At 72.9% G+C, this 18,299-nt stretch carries 13 protein-coding genes, 1 pseudogene and 1 riboswitch; of the genes and pseudogenes, 6 read left to right on the plus strand and 8 right to left on the minus strand.

The features are described 5' to 3' along the window. On the plus strand, positions 1–845 hold an 845-nt coding region (locus EAO70_RS03025; protein WP_222723425.1), incomplete at its 5' end, for a hypothetical protein. A gap of 198 nt (positions 846–1,043) precedes the next feature. Continuing rightward, positions 1,044–1,580: pseudogene (locus EAO70_RS03030) on the plus strand (enoyl-CoA hydratase-related protein); the annotation flags it as partial. Between the two features lie 61 nt (positions 1,581–1,641). Here EAO70_RS03030 and metE read toward each other — a convergent pair. Both metE and EAO70_RS03040 read right to left on the minus strand, forming a co-directional pair. Next, a complete protein-coding gene (metE, locus tag EAO70_RS03035) occupies positions 1,642–3,966 on the minus strand; it encodes a 5-methyltetrahydropteroyltriglutamate--homocysteine S-methyltransferase (protein WP_148001482.1) in 2,325 nt (774 codons plus the stop codon). A 167-nt stretch (positions 3,967–4,133) separates the two neighbouring features. Next, a riboswitch (cobalamin riboswitch) is annotated at positions 4,134–4,361 on the minus strand. 197 nt (positions 4,362–4,558) lie between these two features. Then, a complete protein-coding gene (locus tag EAO70_RS03040) occupies positions 4,559–5,908 on the minus strand; it encodes a M64 family metallopeptidase (RefSeq protein WP_261992615.1) in 1,350 nt (449 codons plus the stop codon). A 137-nt stretch (positions 5,909–6,045) separates the two neighbouring features. Between EAO70_RS03040 and EAO70_RS03045 the strand changes: the two genes are divergently transcribed. Further along, a complete protein-coding gene (locus tag EAO70_RS03045) occupies positions 6,046–7,407 on the plus strand; it encodes a helix-turn-helix domain-containing protein (protein WP_148001483.1) in 1,362 nt (453 codons plus the stop codon). A gap of 103 nt (positions 7,408–7,510) precedes the next feature. Here the strand turns inward: EAO70_RS03045 and EAO70_RS03050 are convergent, their stop codons facing one another. From EAO70_RS03050 to EAO70_RS03060, 3 genes are all read right to left on the minus strand, one after another. Next, positions 7,511–8,008 carry a hypothetical protein gene (locus EAO70_RS03050; RefSeq protein WP_148001484.1) on the minus strand — a complete coding sequence of 166 codons (498 nt, stop codon included), beginning with the start codon at positions 8,006–8,008 and terminating at the stop codon, positions 7,511–7,513. Between the two features lie 29 nt (positions 8,009–8,037). Continuing rightward, positions 8,038–9,270 carry a hypothetical protein gene (locus EAO70_RS03055; protein WP_148001485.1) on the minus strand — a complete coding sequence of 411 codons (1,233 nt, stop codon included), beginning with the start codon at positions 9,268–9,270 and terminating at the stop codon, positions 8,038–8,040. A 152-nt stretch (positions 9,271–9,422) separates the two neighbouring features. Next, positions 9,423–9,923: a hypothetical protein gene (locus EAO70_RS03060; protein WP_148001486.1), complete on the minus strand. Its 501-nt coding sequence runs from the start codon at positions 9,921–9,923 to the stop codon at positions 9,423–9,425. Positions 9,924–10,082: 159 nt separating this feature from the next. Here EAO70_RS03060 and EAO70_RS03065 point away from each other — a divergent pair, with 159 nt between their 5' ends. Continuing rightward, positions 10,083–11,072, plus strand: a complete 990-nt coding sequence (locus EAO70_RS03065) for a LysR family transcriptional regulator (protein WP_148001487.1) — start codon at positions 10,083–10,085, stop codon at positions 11,070–11,072. Positions 11,073–11,152: 80 nt separating this feature from the next. Here the strand turns inward: EAO70_RS03065 and EAO70_RS03070 are convergent, their stop codons facing one another. The 3 genes from EAO70_RS03070 to EAO70_RS03080 all read right to left on the minus strand — a co-directional run bounded on the left by EAO70_RS03070 (position 11,153) and on the right by EAO70_RS03080 (position 14,570). Then, a complete protein-coding gene (locus EAO70_RS03070) occupies positions 11,153–12,058 on the minus strand; it encodes a YihY/virulence factor BrkB family protein (RefSeq protein WP_148001488.1) in 906 nt (301 codons plus the stop codon). Between the two features lie 135 nt (positions 12,059–12,193). Then, entirely contained in the window at positions 12,194–12,949 is a 756-nt protein-coding gene (locus EAO70_RS03075; protein WP_148001489.1) for a thioesterase II family protein, read from the minus strand. A gap of 268 nt (positions 12,950–13,217) precedes the next feature. Next, positions 13,218–14,570 (minus strand): hydrolytic protein, encoded by a 1,353-nt coding sequence (locus tag EAO70_RS03080; RefSeq protein ID WP_148001490.1) that lies wholly within the window; start codon positions 14,568–14,570, stop codon positions 13,218–13,220. A gap of 208 nt (positions 14,571–14,778) precedes the next feature. On the opposite strand from EAO70_RS03080, the gene EAO70_RS03085 reads away from it, so the two are divergent. Then, on the plus strand, positions 14,779–15,501 hold the full coding sequence (locus tag EAO70_RS03085; protein WP_148001491.1) for a response regulator transcription factor: 723 nt from the start codon (positions 14,779–14,781) through the stop codon (positions 15,499–15,501). A 350-nt stretch (positions 15,502–15,851) separates the two neighbouring features. Further along, on the plus strand, positions 15,852–18,299 hold a 2,448-nt coding region (locus tag EAO70_RS03090), incomplete at its 3' end, for a DUF11 domain-containing protein (protein WP_148001509.1).

The raw sequence follows: 18,299 nt of genomic DNA on the forward strand, positions 1-18,299 counted from the left end.
CCCCCGGCGAGCCGACCGGCTCGGACGTGCCGACGTCCGCCGGCCGGGAGGGGACGCCCGTCGGAGMCGTTCCCGCCCAGCGCTCCGTCCACGCGGCCGCCGACGACGGGACGCTGCACGCGGCCGTTCCCGCGCAGCGGGACGGTGACGCCACGCCGCCGGCCGCCACTCCGTCCGCCTCGAGACCACCGGTGGCCGAGTCGCCGACGTCCGCCCCGGCTTCCGAGGCGGCGCCGACCGGAACCGGGCCGGCCGGGCAGCGCGTCTCTCCGTCCGACGGCCCCGGTGCCCCGGGCAGGAACGACGGGAGCGGCAAGCACGCTCCCGTCACGCCCCCCAGCGCCCCGGGCGGGCGGACCACGAAGGGAACGGCCGACGACCGGACCCCCGGCCGCGACGACCGGACGCCGGGCGAGAACCGGACGCCGGGCGACAACCCGACGCCGGGTGCCGGCCGGACCCCCGGCGGCGACCACCGGGCCGATCACACGGCCGGCGGTACGGACGGCCTGCCGGGCACGCACCACCGGCAGTCGGCCGACGAATCCGCCGACGGCGCCGCCGGGCAGCTGCTCGACGCCGGTGAACGCGACCGGCTCGGAGAGCGCCTGCACCACGCCCTCGCCGGCTTCGTCGACTCCCCCCGCGACTCGGTCGCCGAGGCGGCCGACCTGCTGGAGGAGACCGAGCGGCAGCTCGTCGCCGCGCTGCGGGACCGGCGCACCGCCCTCCGGGCGGGCTGGCAGCAGGACGGCGACCAGGGGCGTACGGCCCAGGACACCGAGCAGCTCCGGCTCACCCTGCGGACCTACCGCGAGGTGACGGAACGGCTGCTCCGAGCCTGACCCGCACCCGCCCCGCGTGCACGGGAGGAGCCCCCTGGACCCCAGGGGGCTCCTCCCGTGTCGTCACCCTCGTGCGCGACGCGCGGGGGCGACGACACGGAACCGGTGCCGACCGTCAGAACGACGTCCACGTGAAGCTGCCGTTGGTGCCGTCGCACTTGTGGGTGCCGCCGGTGGCCGTCGTGACGTCGTGGCCCCCTCACCGACTGGTTCACCGCCTGGGACCGGCTCGGCAACCTCCGCACCCCCACCGTCGCGGCCGTCTCCGGCTACGCCCTGGGCGGCGGTTGCGAACTCGCCATGCTCTGCGACCTCCTGCTGGCCTCCGACACGGCGGTCTTCGGGCAACCGGAGATCAAGCTGGGCGTGATCCCCGGCATCGGCGGCTCCCAGCGCCTCACCCGGGCCGTGGGCAAGGCCAAGGCGATGGAACTCTGCCTGACGGGACGGACGATGGACGCCGCCGAGGCGGAACGGGCGGGCCTGGTCTCCCGTGTCGTCCCTGCCGACGACCTCCTCCCCGAGGCCCTCAGGGTCGCCGCGACGGTGGCGGGGATGTCGAAGCCGGTCGCGATGATGGCGAAGGAGGCCGTCAACCGCGCGTTCGAGACCACGCTCGCCGAAGGCGTCCGCTTCGAACGGCGTCTGTTCCACGCGGTGTTCGCGACGGCCGACCAGAAGGAGGGCATGTCGGCCTTCGTCGACAAGCGGGCCCCGGACTTCGGCCACCGCTGACCCGCCCCGGCCGCCTCCTCACGCCATGGAGTGGAGGCGGCCGGTCCGGGTGCGCCGGCCGTCAGCCGTTGTCGGTGCTCAGCTCCGCCCTGACCTGGCGCGCTGCGGAGACGAGGTTCTCCAGGGAGGCGCGGGTCTCGGTCCAGTCGCGGGTCTTGAGTCCGCAGTCGGGGTTGACCCAGAGCCGCTCGGCGGGGATGGCCTCCAGGCCCTTGCGGAGCAGCGCGGCGGCCTCCTCCGTGCCGGGGACGCGCGGGGAGTGGATGTCCCAGACGCCCGGTCCGGCCTCGCGGGGGTAGCCGTGCTCGGCGAGTTCGCCGGCGACCTGCATGTGCGAGCGCGCCGCTTCCAGGCTGATGACGTCGGCGTCGAGGTCGTCGATGGCCTGGACGATGTCGCCGAACTCGGCGTAGCACATGTGGGTGTGGATCTGGGTGTCGGGCCGGACGCCGCTGGTGGAGAGCCGGAAGGACTCCGTCGCCCAGTCGAGGTAGGCGGCGTGGTCGGCGGCGCGCAGCGGGAGGGTCTCCCGGAGCGCGGGCTCGTCGACCTGGATGACCGAAGTGCCCGCCGCCTCCAGGTCGTTGACCTCGTCGCGCAGGGCGAGCGCCACCTGGCGGGCGGTGTCGCCGAGCGGCTGGTCGTCGCGGACGAACGACCAGGCGAGCATGGTGACCGGTCCGGTGAGCATGCCCTTGACCGGCTTGCTGGTCTGCGCCTGCGCGTACGTGGTCCAGCGCACGGTCATCGGCTCGGGGCGGGAGATGTCCCCGGCCAGGACCGGCGGCCGGACGTAGCGGGTGCCGTACGACTGGACCCAGCCGTGCCGGGTGGCGACGTAGCCGGTGAGCTGTTCGGCGAAGTACTGCACCATGTCGTTGCGTTCGGGCTCGCCGTGCACGAGGACGTCGATCCCGGTCTTCTCCTGGAAGGCGAGGACCTCGCGGATCTCGTCCTTGATCCGCTCCTCGTAGCCGGCCGTGTCGATGCGGCCGGCGCGCAGGTCGGCGCGGGCCACGCGGAGTTCGTCGGTCTGCGGGAACGATCCGATGGTGGTGGTCGGCAGCAGCGGCAGTCCGAGGTGGGCGCGCTGGGCGGCGGCCCGCTCGGCGTACGGCTGGGAGCGTCGGCCGTCCGCGTCGGTGATCGCGGCGGTGCGGGCGCGTACGGCGGGGTCGCGGGTGAGGGCGGAGTCGGTGCGGGAGGCCAGGTCGGCCCGGTTGGCGGCCAGTTCGGCGGTGAGGGCGTCGGTGCCGTTCGCGAGGCCGCGTGCGAGGGTGGCGATCTCCGCGGTCTTCTGCCGGGCGAAGGCGAGCCAGCGCCGGACCTGGGGGTCGATGTCGTGCTCGGCGGCCGCGTCCAGCGGGACGTGCAGGAGCGAGCAGGACGCGGCGACGTCGACGCGGTCGGCGAGGCCGAGCAGGGTGGCGAGGGTGGCCAGGGACTTCTGGAAGTCGTTGATCCAGATGTTGCGGCCGTTGACGACGCCGGCGACCAGGCGCTTGCCGGGCAGTCCGCCGACGGCGGCGAGGTCCTCGAGGTTGGCGGCGGCGGAGTCGGTGAAGTCGAGGGCGAGACCGTCGACGGGGGCCGCGGCGAGCACCTTGAGGGCGTCGCCGAGGCGCCCGAAGTAGGAGGCGACGAGCAGCCTGGGCCGGTCGGCGAGCGCGCCGAGGTCGCGGTAGGCGCGGGTGGCGGCGTTCAGTTCGGCCGGGGTGCGGTCCTGGACGAGGGCGGGCTCGTCGAGCTGGACCCACTCGGCGCCCGCCGCGCGCAGGTCGGCGAGGATCTCGGCGTAGACCGGGAGCAGCCGGTCGAGAAGGGTGAGCGGGTCGAAGTCGTCCGCCACGCCGGGGGCGGGCTTGGCGAGCAGGAGGTAGGTGACGGGGCCGACGAGGACCGGGCGGGCGGTCAGGCCGAGGGCGAGGGCTTCCTTCAGCTCGGCGACCTGCTTGGCGGAGTCGGCGGTGAAGACCGTGCCGGGTCCCAACTCGGGAACCAGATAGTGGTAGTTGGTATCGAACCACTTGGTCATCTCCAGCGGGGCGACGTCCCGGGTGCCCCGGGCCATCGCGAAGTACCCGTCGAGCACGTCCGCCTCGACGGCGGCACGGTGGCGCGCGGGGACGGCCCCGACCATGACGCTGGTGTCCAGGACGTGGTCGTAGTACGAGAAGTCGCCGGTCGGCACCTCGTGGATGCCGGCGTCGGCCAGCTCCCGCCAGTTCGCACGGCGCAGCTCGGCGGCGGTGGTCCGCAGGGCGTCGGCCGTGACACGGCCCTTCCAGTAGCCCTCGACGGCCTTCTTCAGTTCGCGGTTCCCACCCTGACGGGGGTAGCCGTACACGGTGGCCCGTGCTGCCGCGGCTGCGGGCTTCGCTGTCACGGAACTCTCCTTCGCGAGATGTGTCCAGAAACATCCCGGACGACGGGACGCGGACGCGAAGGGAACGACAGAACGCGCGGACCAGGTCACGGGAAGACCCCGTGCGTGCCGCTCGCTGTGTACGCCGACCCGCCCACGAGGTCACCGGAATGTCCGCGCGCGGAATCGTCCGCGTGCGGGCAACGGGCAGGTCTTCGGACTCGCGGGCACGCTCTCCGGTCCGACCGGAGCACACCTACTGGCCGTCGCTTCCCAGGACCGTTGTCCGGTCCCAGTGCGTATGACGGCGGTCGTTCCCGCTCACCGCTGCGGGGCAGTCCCGGATTCCCACCGGGTTCCCTCTTACGACGCATCCCGCCTGGCGGACGGGGCGAACCAGCTGCCCGGCCAGACTAGGGGGCGGGACGGCTCGGCGGCGAGCCTTATCCGCCATGCGGACGCCGAAATGAGACGGATGGCCGAGTGGGGGAGGAACGACGGGGGTGAACCGTACGTGCTCAGCGGTCCGACACTCACGGGTACGGCGAACGGGGCGCGCCGGCCGGGACGGCGGTGAGGACACCGCCGGGCGGCCGGGCGCGCCCGCCCGACGTCAGAGCCGGATCGTCCAGCTGACCGTGGACCTCATCGTCCGGGCGATGTCGCGGTCCCGTACCGAGGGCGTGCGGTCCTCCGCCGTCAGGGACAGGGTGTGCTTCCGGAGGTCGAGCAGCCGCAGGGCCAGGTCGGACACCCGTACCTGGGTGCGGCCCGCGAGGCTCTTCACCTCCCGCCCGTCCAGGTACCAGCGGACCGTGAGCTGACGCCCGTCCGCGCCCGCCAGCCGGGGCACGCGGGCCTTGACGGTGGCGCCCCGGCGGAGGGTGCGGTCGGTGGCCGTGACGGGGGAGGCGATGCGCGCCTCGCGGTAGAAGCCGGCGATCATCGCCTCCACTCCGGGCAGGTTGAAGGGCTTGCCGAGGGACCGCATCAGGGAGTCCTCGGTGGGGCGCCGCAGTCCGGTGGCGTAGTAGCCGCCGCCCTCGTACGCGCCGACGATCCCGCCGTCGGGGGACGGCTCACCGAGCCAGCGGTGCCACTTGGTGCCCCCGGCGGCCATGCCGTCGGCGGTGAGGGTGGTGATGTTGGAGTCGGCCGGCTCGGGGCCCTCGTACCGCTCGTAGCCGGGGTAGTCGGCGTAGAAGTACTCGTCGGCGAGCTTGCCCAGGGAGTGGCCCGTCTCGTGGATCGCGACCTGGCCGGACTTCTCGTTGCCCGCCGAGGCCGTCGAGATGCCCTCGTAACCGAGGGTCTCGCTGCGCTCGTTGTAGCCGGCGCCGCCGTACTTGGTGCTGTTGGCGAGGACGAGGACCAGGTCGGCCTCCGGCGCCTTGGCGACGTAGCCGTCGACCTTGTCCTGGTCGACGCAGAGCAGGCGCTCGATCTCGTCGCACCAGAAGTACGAGCCGAGGGCCGTGTCGCGGACGGTGCCGGGAGAGGGATCGCCGGAGACTCCGGACTGGTTCGAGACGGCGTCGACGGTCCACACGTTGAAGAGGCCGCGGTAGGTGGTGTACGGCTCGACGGCCGTCAGCTCCGCCCACTTCTTCTGGGCGTCGGCGTGGAAGCGCGGCAGTTCGGAGACGGTGTACCCGTCTCCGACGACGACGATGTCCAGCCGGTCGGCGGGGGAGCCGTTGTCGACCATCCTGGCCACCTCGCCGTCGGCGGCCACCTCGGTCGACGACAGGCGGGAGGCCGGCCGGTCCCGGCCCTCCGACGGCACGTGTGTGTGGCCGGAACCTGCGAGCGACCCGTCCTCGGGCCCCGGTATCTCGACCTCGACTGCGGCCGTACGGGGTGCGGGCGGTTCCGCGGCGGCGCTGCCGGGTGCGGCGGCGAGCACGGCCGTGAGGGCGACGGCCGCTCCGGCCGCCATGGCCGCTCGTCGTGCTGAACGCATGAAATCAGCCCCTTGCCAGGCGAATTAAGCGAGAAAGTAAGTAGGGTGAACGAGTCGCTTAACCTAGGGGCAGGGTGAGGGCGTGCGCAATGCCTCCTGCCTCTGGATACTGGGCAGTTCACGAACCAGGGGGTCCGATGGACGATCCGGCCGCGATCGGCCGCCGCGTGCAGGAACTGCGTGCTCAACGCGGACTGACACAGCGGCAGTTGGCCGAACCCTCGTACACCCCCGCGTATGTGTCGACGCTGGAGTCGGGCAGGGTCAGGCCCTCGGAGACCGCCCTGCGCTTCCTCGCGGAGCGGCTCGGCACGACGTACGAGGAGCTGGCCACCGGCCGGCCCGCGCACCTCGCCACGGAGCTGCGGCTCGCCCTCGTCGAGGCGCGCCGCCGACTGGCCACCGGCACGGCGGAGGAGGCCGCCGTCCACTACCGGCAGCTCCTCACCGACGCCGAGCACCTCGACCTCGTGCCCGAACAGGCCGAGGCGCTGCTCGGACTCGGCGACTGCGCCCTGGAGACCGGCCAACTGGGGGACGCCGGGCGCCACTTCCAGGCTGCCGAGCAACTCCTCGCCGACGAGCCGTTGCCGCGCCGCGTCCACGCGATCCGCGGCCGCGCCGTCGCACACCTTCTGGCAGGCGAACTGCGCTACGCCTGCTACCTCCTCGAATCCACCATCGACGAGCTCGGGACGAGCGGGCTGGCCGACCCCGAAGCGCTGGTCGTCCTGTACGCCGCGGTGATCGGCCCCTACATGGACATGGGCGCCCACGCCCGGGCCGCGCACGCGGCCGAACTCGCGCTGGCGCTCGCTCCGCAGGTAGACGATCCGGCCCTCGTGGCCGGCATGCACCGGCAGGTCGCCCGCACCCTCCTCGCCGAGGGACGCACGGCCGACGCGGACGCCTCACTGGCCAAGGCGCAGGCGATCTACCAGCAGTTGAGCCTGCGCACCGACCTGGCGCACTGCCACTGGATGCGCGGCTACGTCCTGGCCCAGAGCGGGGAACTCGCGGCGGCCGAGCAGGAGTTGCGCGCCGCTCGGGACATGCTGAACGTCAGGCGCGCGGCGCTGTTCACCGCGCAGGTGGAGGTGGAGCTGGCCGACGTCCTCCGACGGCTCGGACGGCACGACGAGGCTGCGGAGCTGCTCTCGGCGTTCCTCGAACTGGGGGACCGGCGCGGCGCGGTCCACGCGGGGGGCGCGCACCGGCTGCTCGGGCTGATCGCCGAGGACCGGGGGGACGCCGAGACCGCCGAGGAACACTACGTCACGGCCCTGGGCCTGCTGGAGCGCAGCGGAGCGAGCGGCGACCTGGCCGACCTGTGCCGCCTCCTGGGCGACCTGCTGCGCCGAGGCGGCCGCGTCGAGGCCGCCCTGGACGCCTACCGTACGGGCCTGGGGCACCGATCGACCCCTGGCACGACGACGCTGGGCCCGGCCCCGACCGCACCGGGGTTCGCCCCGCCGGGACCGGCGTTCCCGCGACACTGAACGAGCGGCCGACGGTGCCCTTGGGCGGTCACGCAGGCCGCCCGGCGGCCGGGGCCGCCGCAAGGCGACCTCGACCACCGGGCGGTGTCGGCGTGCGCGCCGGTCAGCAGTTCCGGATGGACCAGACAGGAGTCCAGTCGTACGTGAAGGGTGTCGGCTCCGGCAGGACGACGTCCAGCACCTGTCCGTTCTGGCCGTAGAAGAACGCGGCGGCGCCGACCTGGTTGTTCACCACCTGGCCCACGCCGTTCCAGTGGGACAGGGAGTACTGGGCGCACCGGTAGAGGAAGAACACCTTGTACTTGCCGACGACCGGGTCCCAGACCCCGGTGCAGAGGTTCCCCGACGCGCACGTGACGGGGCTGCCCGACGACGTGTGCACGTAGTCCGCCCAGGGCGAGACCGTCGGTGAGACGGCCGCCACCGCACGCGAGGACAGCCCCTCGCCCCGGGGCGCCGGAGGCATGACCAGGGTGTGGCCACCGCCCTCGCGGGGCCCGTCCGAGGCCGCCGCCTGGGCCGGGGCCGCCGCGAAGGCGGACACCAGCACCCACAGCAGGGCACCGACCACACCGAGGGGGGTACGCCAGGTTCGCGACATCGTCACTCCTTCTCCGGGAGTCCCCGGGGTCACTTCGGATTCGTGCACAGCGGTACGTCCGGCAGCTGGTTGTCCGGATGGCTGAGGTAGATGTTCGTGACGTAGCCCCCGTACTGCGGCAGATACGCCCACCAGTCGTTGGTGTACGGCGGCACGGAGACCTGCTGCCCCTTCTTCTGGCAGCCCACCAGCACCTCCACGCCGGCCGGGAGCCGGGTCAGCAGGTTGTCCCCGACGACCGGCGCCGCCCGGACGGCTACGTCCTGGCCCCACGTCCCGTACCACTTCCCCTTCGGCGCCGTGCCGCCGGGAACGTTCAGGGAGCGGGTCAGCCGGCCGAGGTCGGTGTACGCCTTGCCGTACGACGTGCCGTCCGGGTGCAGCGTGAGGACGGCCACGATCGAACGGTCCCCGGCCCCGACGGTGCCGGTCGTGTGCAGTGCCGGTCGGCTCAGGTCGACGCTCGCGCCACCCGTGGCGGGGGACGCGGGGCCGGGGACGTCGGTCCCACGGGCCGCGGCGGCGCCCGCGGGACCGCAGTTCCCCTGCGCGTACCTCCCCGACCAGCCTTGCTTCACGGCCCACGGGCGGTCGAACGCTCCGGCGATGCCGAAGTGCTGGTCGAAGGAGTCCGACGCGCACCGGGTCGACTGGCGCAGACGGTCCATGACGAAGCTCCGCACCGGCGCGGGAGCGGACTCCAGGATGTACCGGTAGGTCTTCACGGTGTCGCGGGCCGACATGGCCGTATAGCCCCAGTAGCCCTCGTAACCCGCCGGTGGAGGAGCGGTGTCGGTGAGCCCGAGCCGGGTGACCATCCGCCCGACGATCGCCGACCCGCCGTAGGCCGACCAGTAGTGGCTGGCGGCGGCGTCCTGGCTGCTGCGGAGCATGGCGTCCAGCCGGGTTCGGTCGGCGGCCGGGAGGGTGTCGGGGCTGCGGTTCCAGAGGAAGTCGAGTGCGATCAGGAGCTTGACGACCGACGCGGACCGGAACGTGGCGGCCGGGGCGAGCTGTTCGGTGAAGGTCCCCGTCTGCCGGTCGAACACCGCCACGCCCGCCGTGACCCCGGCGGGCACCTGAGGACTCGCGGGCGCGACCGCGGTGGAGCCGCCGTCCGACGGTTCCGTCGCGGCCGCGACCGAGTGCGGGAGCGCCGCCCCGGTGACGGAGAGGAGGAGGAGGGCCGCGGTCGCGGCGAGCAGACGCCGAGGAGGCGTACGCCGAAAGGTGGGAGAGGAGTGCCTGGCGATGCGGAACATGGTGTGAGGTGTCCTCGCTTGCTGGAGAGCGGGCCGCCGGATCCCGGCAAGGAGCGCGGCGGACGAGGGCGGCGGAACCCGGTCCGGCGGAGCTCCTGGCAGGACGCGAGGGGCTGAGCCGGACCGGGCCGGGACGGACGACTCCCCGCGGCCTACGGGATGTTGCACTCCGTCATGCCGGGCCAGGGATCGGTCGACGTCCACACGTCGACGGCGGGGATGAAGCCCCACCCGTGATTGCGCTCGCCACCGGGAGCGATACGGTCACCCATGGTGTAGTACCAGATGTTGTTGCCGCCGCTGTGCGGGGGACCGCTGGCCCAGCACACGAACCAGCTCGGCGAGGTGTCCAGCCAGCCGATCACCCCGCACGCGGGGATGAAACTGCCGCAGGCGCGCAGCGGGGCGCCGGTCCGATTGCCGCACACCCAGTCACGCGTCCAGGTGCGCCCCGTGTAGGCGTCGTAGTGGCTGACGTTGCGCGCGGTGCACGACGCCTGCGCCGCGAGGGGCGCGGCCTCGGCCGCGGGCGGCGCGCTCACCGCCGCGTGAGGGGTCGCGCCGGCCTGCGGCGACGACGCCTGAACGGCGCCGGCGCCGAACAGCACGGCCAGCAGGGCGGCGAGCATCGCCACCGCTCGTCTCACAGTCATGTTTCGGCCCCCGTTGTCGAGAAAGCAATGGTCGGACGGCCCCGTGGAACCGAGGAGGTCGCACCGGGCGTCGCTTCGAACCGAGCCTTCCACTCGCACTCGGTCCATGTCATCGCTTGTGGCCATGCGACATGAAAGACGATCGATAAGGGATTCATCATGGTTACTGGCGAAACGGCCGCTGGAGGTGCCGCGCCCACGGGCCCCGACCCGCGGACGCCGAGCGCCCATCAACTCCGGCTGTTCGTCGCCCTCGCGGAGGAACTCCACTTCTCACGCGCCGCCGCCCGGCTGTTCATCACCCAGTCGGCGCTGAGCCAGCAGATCAGAGACCTGGAAAGGCGCCTCGGGGTCAAGCTGTTCGACCGTTCGAGCCGGGCCGTGACGCTGACCCCGCAGGGCCGGGTACTGCTGGCGGACGCACGCGGAGTCGTGGCCGCCATGGAACGGCTGAGCCGCAGCGCCTCGACCCAGGCGCGCAGGCTCTCCGGACGGCTCGTCGTCGGCACCATCGGTGCGGAGGCGGCGATGCCCTATACGGGCGCCGTGCTGCGGCTGCTCCACGATCGGCATCCGCTGGTCGAGGTCGACGTGGTCAGTCTGCACTTCGCCGACCACTTCGACGCCCTGTTCCGCCATGACGTCGACGTCGCCTTCCTCCGTCCGCCGGTCCCGCCCGGCGTCGAGGTGCAGCATCTGGCCACGGAACCCCGGCTGGCCTGTCTCTCCGCGAGCGACCCGCTCGTGGACCGCGACCGGATCACCCTCGCCGAACTGGCCCGCCACCCGGTGATCGACGTCCCGCCGCAGGTCCCCCGGCTCTGGTGGGACTTCTGGGCCGCCGACCCGCGCCCCGACGGCACCCCCGTCCGCTACGGACCCGTCGCCTCGGACCTGGAGGGCCTGCTGCACCTCGTGGCCCAGGGCAAGGGCATGTGCTTCCTACCGGCCGCCGCACGTGACCTCTTCCCACGCCCCGGCATCCGCTACGTCGAGGTCACGGACCTGCCCCCGTCGACGGCGGGCCTCGCCTGGCTGAAGGAGAACCGCACGGAACCACTCGTCGACGCCGTGGTGGCAGCAGCCGGCCACGTGGCGGCGACGCGAACCCGGGAACCGGCCGGAGGCAGGACCCCCGAAAAGGACTGACTCCCGTTACGGGTCGCGCCCCCCGGGCCGCTTGCTCCGGTGCACGGCCGCCACCGGCCTCGTCCGCACGACGCGCTCTCTCAGGCTTCCTGTTCGCCGTCCCGGTGGAGGCAAGCGGTGAACTGGGCGCCCGCCAGCAGGGCGAGGTTGGACAGCCAGAGCCAGATCAGGAAGACGACCACACCGGCCAGCGAACCGTACAGGCGGCTGTACGTGGACATCATGGACGTGTACAGGGCGAATCCGGCGGAAACGGTCAGCCACAGTGCCGCGGCGAGTACTCCTCCGGGGACACTGTGGCGGCGGGTCCTGGCGGAGGACGGCCCGGTGGAGAAGACCACGACGACCAGGAGGGCCACCAGTGCGAGCAGCAGGGGCCAGCGCGCCAGGCCCCAGATGACGGGCACGCTGCCGTCCAGGTGCAGGAGGTGGCCGAGTGACTGGGCGAGGGGACCGCTCAGGATCAGCACGAGGGCGCACACGCCGAGCAGGACGAGCAGCACCAGCGCGGTCGCGACGATGCGGGGCGCCGTGCGCCAGGGGGAACGGCTGTCCGGTACGCGGTGCATGTGGTGCAGTGCGCGCCGGAAGACGGCCAGGTAGCTGCACGAGGACCAGACGGCGCTGGTGGCGCCCGCGACCAGCAGTGTCCACGCGGCGGAACGCCCGTCGGTCGTCCGCACGAGGAGGTCGTGCAGTTCGCTTCCCGACTGCCCGGGAGCGTAGTGCGTGACGCGGGCGATGAACTGGTTGGCGGTGGCGGGGTCGATCAGCCCGAAGGCGATCACGGTGACGAGCAGGGTCGGCAGAATCGCCAGGATGGCGTAGTACGTCAGGGCGGCGGCGTAGTCGCTGATGTCGTCGTTCCACATGATGGGCGGGGTACGCCGCAGCGCCGCCCACCAGGTTCGGGTGGTGCGGCGACCCGCCGAAGGGGCCAGTGAAGCCGCGCGCTCGGCGGTGCGGGAGTGGGCGTCAGCGAACATGCGGTATCCGATGGCTGTAGTGACGGAGAGGCACTCGGGTCTCGAACGCGTACGGTGGCAGCGGCCCCGGCCCCGGCGTGAGAACGGTGAGCGGCTCGATGACTGTATCGGGGGTGCTGCGCGGGGCCGGCGAGGTCAGTGGCCTTCGGTCAGGTGCCCCCTGAGCTCTCGCATCAGCGTCTCGTGTTGCTGGATCAGGTAGAAGTGGCCGCCGGGCAGTACCCGTAGCCGGAAGCCGTGGGATGCGACGTCTGCCCAGGCGTCCATGTCCCGTACCGTGACGTTCGGGTCCGTGTCGCCGGTCCAGGCGTGTACCGGACAGCCGACGGTGGTGGCGGCGCGGGGGCCGTAGGTGCCCACGAGGGTGAAGTCCGCCCGGACCGCGGGCAGCACGAGCTGTCGGATGTCCGGGTCGTCCAACAGGGCGGGATCGGTTCCGCCGAGCCTGCGCAGTTCGGCGACCAGCTCGTCGTCCCCCATCCGGTGCAGGTCGCGCGGGGTCAACCGGTGCGGGGCCTTGCGGCTGGAGACGTGGAGGGCGGCCGGCGTGACGCGGTGCCGCGCCTCCAGGCGCAGCGCCACCTCGTAGGCCAGGGACGCTCCCATGCTGTGGCCGAAGAGCGTCAGGGGGACGTCCGTGAACGGCAGCAGCGCCTCCGTGACCCGGTCGGCGAGCACGTCCATCCGGTCGACGCACGGCTCGTTGAACCGCTCCTGCCGTCCGGGGTACTGCGCCACCAGGATCTCGGTGTCGCCGCCGAAGGCGCTGCCCCAGGCGTGGAAGAAGCTCGCGGCACCGCCCGCGTGCGGCAGGACCGCCAGCCGGCGCCGGGGTGCGGGTGTGGTGGAGTACCTGCGGAACCACGTCGTGCCATGCGTGGCGGTCGTCATGCGTGCGTGCACCTCGTCCTCGGGTTCGTAGGGTGCCAGTGTCCCCGCAGGGCCCGGTGTCCGGACGCGGTGGGTCGGGTGGCGCCCGGGGCCCGGTGCTTCCGAAGCCCAGCAGCCGGACATGCGTCGGCCCCCATGAACACCAGGGTTCGTGGGGGCCGATGCGCGTTTCGAGTCCTGGGCTGACTATTTCAGGCCGAAAGACATCCCGGACTTTACAGCTGCGATTGAAGCCGATCGATAATGCCGTGGACGGGCAGCGTCGGAATCACTCGGTGCTCTTGAGCGCACCACTCACGTTGACGACCTCGTGGCACTCCCGCGCCTGCTGTCCCGTCGCGGGTGTACCGGGCTTCGTGCAGGTCACGTCAATGGTCACGGTGTCCTTCGCACCGATCCTGATGGGAGTCACCCAGTGATAGTCCTGGTTGCGGAACGTCTCCAGCGCGATCGTCGTGATCTTCCGGTCGCCGAAGGTGATCGTCATCACCCCTTCGTCGCCCTGGAAGTTCGCGACAACGATGTCCGTGATCCCGAACACGGTCTTCTCGGGGACCGTGTACGTCCCGGTGTTGGACTGTCCCGCCGCCGACTTCAGGTCGATGGTGGCCGAGCTCTGCCGGCCCCCGCCGGTCGCGGCGCCGTCGCCCGTGCCGGTCGAACCGTCGCCCCCGCCGTCGGCCCCGCCGCCGGGTCCACCGCCCGTTCCCGGCTTCTGGCTGCTGCCGCCGGACGGCCGGCCCGGGCCGGGGGACGATCCGTCCGACCCGCTCTCCGTCGGGATCGGGCGGGGCTGCACCGCCTGGGTGGCCGCCTCCTCGGCGGCGCTGCGCACGGCCGGCCGGACCAGCGTGAACCAGGCGATCAGCAGCGCGATCAGCGCCGCGAGGAGCAGGAGCAGCCACTTGGGGAAGATCGGTATCTGGACGAACTCGGCGTCCAGCGTCGGCCCCGTGTGGGGCTCCTCGGCACGGTCCTCGGTCTGCGCCGGCTCGCCGGTCTCGCGGGAGTCCACGGTGAACGGCCAGACCACGGGGTCGCCGAACCACACCGGGCGCGCGGTGCGGACCCGCAGCCGGAGTTCCTTCGACTCGCCCGGCTCCAGCGCGGGTTCCGCCGGGGTGAAGGCGAACCCGAGCTCCTCGCCCGCCTGTCCGGGGGTGAAGCCCACCCGTACCGGGGTGTTGCCCTGGTTGCGGACGGCCAGCAGATAGCGGCCCCGGAGCCAGCCGCGCCTGCGGCGCGGCGAGAGATCGGTCCGCAGCTCGTGGAACGCGCCGACGCGCACCACGGTTTCGAGGACCTTGACCGACTCGGGCTGCTCGTTCGGGAGGATCCGTACGCCGAGGGGCAGCTCGCCGGCCCGTATCTCGGGCGAGCGCGGCGGTGCCAGACGGAGCGTCACCGTCTCCGACGTACCGGGATAGAGGGAGAGCCGCTCGGGCTCCACGGTGGTCCAGTCGGCACCGTCACCGACGACCTTCAGGTCGTACGCCTCGACGATGTCGCTGTCGTTGCGGACGGTCAGGGTGGTGGTGGCGATGTCACCCGGCGTCACGGAAACGGCCGGGATGTCCAGGCCGGGCGCACCGGGACCGGAGGAGGCTGCGGAAGGCGTCACCCGCCCCACCGTAGGAGACCTGACAGATCCGTACGAGGCACGCGAGGGCAATGTCCGGGCAGCGCCGCTGCCCGGCAAGCACAAGGCAACTCTCCGGTAACAATGGATTTCTAGTCTGGAGAGCCGCCTTCGACACCCGGCCGGCCCGTGGTCGGCTCGTGTCGTGTCCGCCTCCAACCCCCCACCGACTCAGGAGAAGCAGGTACCGATGTTCCGCACCGAGGAGAAGAGGCCGGTCGCGACCGGCAGCACGGCGCATGACGCCGTCCGGGGTCACCCGGACCCCCATGCCTCCGACTTCGGCCGACCGCCCCGCGTCACCGTGGCGGTCTACGCCGCCGACCCCGTGCTGCGGGTCGGCGTCGTCCAACAACTGCGCCAGCGCCCCGAGACCGAACTGGTCGACGACGCGGACGCGGAGAACGCGCAGGTCTCCCTGGTCGTCGTCGACGCCCTCGACGACGACGTGACCGCCCTGCTGACCCGGCTGCGCTACAACGGCACCACCCGCGCGGGACTCGTCATCGGCACCCTCGGCGTCGGCGCTCTCCAGCGCGTCGTCGAGTGCGGCGTGTCGGCGGTACTGCGCCGCGCCGAGGCCGACCAGGACCAACTCGTCCAGCTGGTCCTGGCGGTTGCCAACGGCGAGGGCGTACTCCCGGGCGACCTGCTCGGCGAATTACTGGGACACGTCGGCAGCCTGCGCCGCGCGGCCCTCGACCCCGGCGCCCTGCCCCTGTCCACCCTCACCAGCCGGGAGGCGGAGATGCTGCGCCTGGTCTCGGAGGGCCTGGACACCGCGGCGATCGCCCGCAAGACCTCGTACTCCGAGCGGACCGTGAAGAACGTCCTGCACGAGATCACCACCCGCCTCCAACTGCGCAACCGCGCCCACGCCGTGGGCTACGCGCTCCGCAACGGCCTGATATGACCGTGCCGTCCGGCGCGCGGCCCAGGCCGTCTCTTCCGGATCTTGCCCGACCCGTGCCGCCCGGCACCGCCCCTCGCCGCGTTGTCGAGGCACCCGGGGACGTGTCCCGAACGCGGGTACCTCTCCCGCCTGGCGATGCACGGCACCGGACGACGCGGACTTGACCGGCACGATCCGAAAGAGGCGGCCCGGCGGCCGGCGCACCGGCCGGGGGGAAGGCGGCGCTGCCCCAAAGTGCATCCCGCCCTTCCCCCGGGTGCGGCTCCCGGGCCCTCCCGCCGCGTGCGCCGCCGCCGCACGATGGCGGGGGGCACCTCCCGGTGCCGCACCGGACGGAGAAGGGCACCGTGATGAAGACCGCTGGCCCCGGTGGACGGCACCGCCGGGGGAGACTCGCCTCGGCGCTCCTGCTGCTCGTCCCCCTGCTGGGGGCGACGGGCGTGGTCGGGCCGGACGGCACCCGGACCGCGGCSGCCGCGGCGGACGCCGCGGAGACCACCCGCATCGCCTACGCGGGCACCGGCCACCGCAGCCTCGGCGAACCGGCCTCCACCAGCTCCAGCACCCCGCTGTTCGGTGCGGGACCCACCCACTACGACACCGACCCGTCCGCCCTCGGCGACCGGCTGGTCTTCGCGAGCCGCCGCGACGAGAAGCACCCGCAGATCTATCTGCGCGGCGCCGACGGCGGGGTCCTGCGGCTCACCAGCGGCCTGGACGCGGCTCACCCCCGGCTCACCCCGGACGGCGGGTCGGTGCTCTTCGACGCCGCCGACCCGGCCGGCGGCTCCCAGCGCGACCTGTGGCTGGTCCGCGCCGACGGCACCGGGCTGACCCGGCTGACGGACACCCCCGCCAGCGAGGAGGACCCGGCGGTCTCTCCCGACGGCGCCCGGATCGCCTACTCCAGCGACGCCGACCCCCTCGCCGGACGGCAGATCTACGTCCGTGACCTCACGGGCGGCGTCCCCACCCGGCTCACCGACCCGGCCCGCGGCACCGCCTCCGAGCCCGCCTGGAACCCCGTCGACGACGACGTCAACCGCGCGTGGATCGCGTACACGTCGACCACGACCGAGGACGGGCAGACCCGGCAGCGGCTGCGGATCACCAACAGCACCACCGACGAGCCGCTGTTCACCGGCGCGTACGCGAACTGGCAGGGTCACGGGGCGGCATGGCTGCCCGACGGGGACGGGATCGTGTTCCTCAGCCCCGAGACCACCTGCACCTGCCGGACCCCCTACGACCACGTCTTCCGTTCGGTCGTGCACTCCGGTCAGGAACCCACCCTGGTGCTCGACGAGGACCGCGACGTCCTCTCGCCCACCTGGCTCGGCCCCGCCGAGGGCGGCCACCCGGTCGTGGAGCGCAGCTCGGCGGCCACCGTGCACACGGCCACCCTCCAGGACATCCGCGCGGACGGTTCCGACCCGCGCGACCTGCAGCGCAAGATCCTGCGCGAGGACCCCCAGGCCGACACCAACACCGACCCCGCCAAGGACCCGCTCTTCCAGCCCGCCGCGCCGTTCGACCCGTGGACCGAGCGCCAGAACTACACCCCCGACGGGCGCCGCATCGTCCTCACCCGCTTCGAGGGCCCCGACGACGCGCGGATCGAACGGATCTGGACGGCAGACGCCGACGGTACGAACGAGGCGCCGCTGCCCCTCGACGGGCGGGGCGCTCGGGACTGGGACACCGACCCCACGTTCTCCCCGGACGGCACCCGCCTGGCCTTCACCCGCACCTCGCCCGGCGGGGTCGGCGAGGCCGCGGGGGACAGCCGCATCCTCCTCGCCGAGGTCGCCACCGGCCGGATCACCGGCGAGATCGTGCCCCCGGCCGGTGAGCTCCGCGGCCGGGACGCCCAGCCGACCTGGTCCTCCGACGGCACCACCCTGGCCTTCACCCGTGCCCGGCAGATCGACGGGGGCGGCGGCAACAAGCACGTGTGGACCGCGTCCGTGGCCGACCTGACCCGGCAGCGCGACCTGAGCGCGACACACTGCCCACGGAACTGCGACGTCATCGACGACAGCCCCGCCTTCTCGCCCGACGGGCGCTCCCTCGCCTTCAACCGCAAGAACGGCGGCGGGCGGATCGACGCGCGCAACGGCCTCCTCCTGACCACCCTGTCCGGCGACGCCTGCCAGGTCCTGCTGCCCACCGCCGCCCGCGGTCAGGACGGCGCCTGCGACCGGGAACTGCCGGACACCACCCTCACCGGACCGCACCAGCCGCGCGACGCCGCCTGGACCGCCGACGGCAAGAAACTGGTCTTCAGCTCCCGGGCCACGGCCGCGGTCAACAGCCCGGAGAAGCTGAACGTCCTGGACGTCGGCTCCGGCGACGTCACCCCGCTCACCGCCGAGCTCGCCGGACGCCAGAAGGAACCCACCGTCCAGCAGTCCGTGGACCTCGCCGTCGAGGCACCCGCCACGACGCCGGACGTCACCGTCGGCGCATCCGGCACGGTCACCGTCCATGTGGTCAACCGCGGCCCCGCCGCCTCGCCCGGGACCCGGCTCACCGTCGTCCCGCCGTCCGGTGTGCGGATCACCGGGATCGAGTGGCCCGGCGGCATCTGCGACGCCGCCTCCCTCCAGTGCGACCTGGGGGTCGTCGAGCCCGGTGCCCAGGTCCCCGTGGACGTCACGCTCACCGGGGTCACCGCCGGCGACGCACCCGTCGACTGGTCGGTCACCGGCGCGGTCCTCGACCCGCGGCCCGGCGACAACGAGGGCCGGAGCGTGATCCCCGTACGCGAAGCACCCCCGACGCCGACCCCCACGCCC

It is taken from the genome of Streptomyces sp. adm13(2018), assembly GCF_008042145.1.
In the GTDB taxonomy this organism is placed as follows: Bacteria; Actinomycetota; Actinomycetes; order Streptomycetales; family Streptomycetaceae; genus Streptomyces.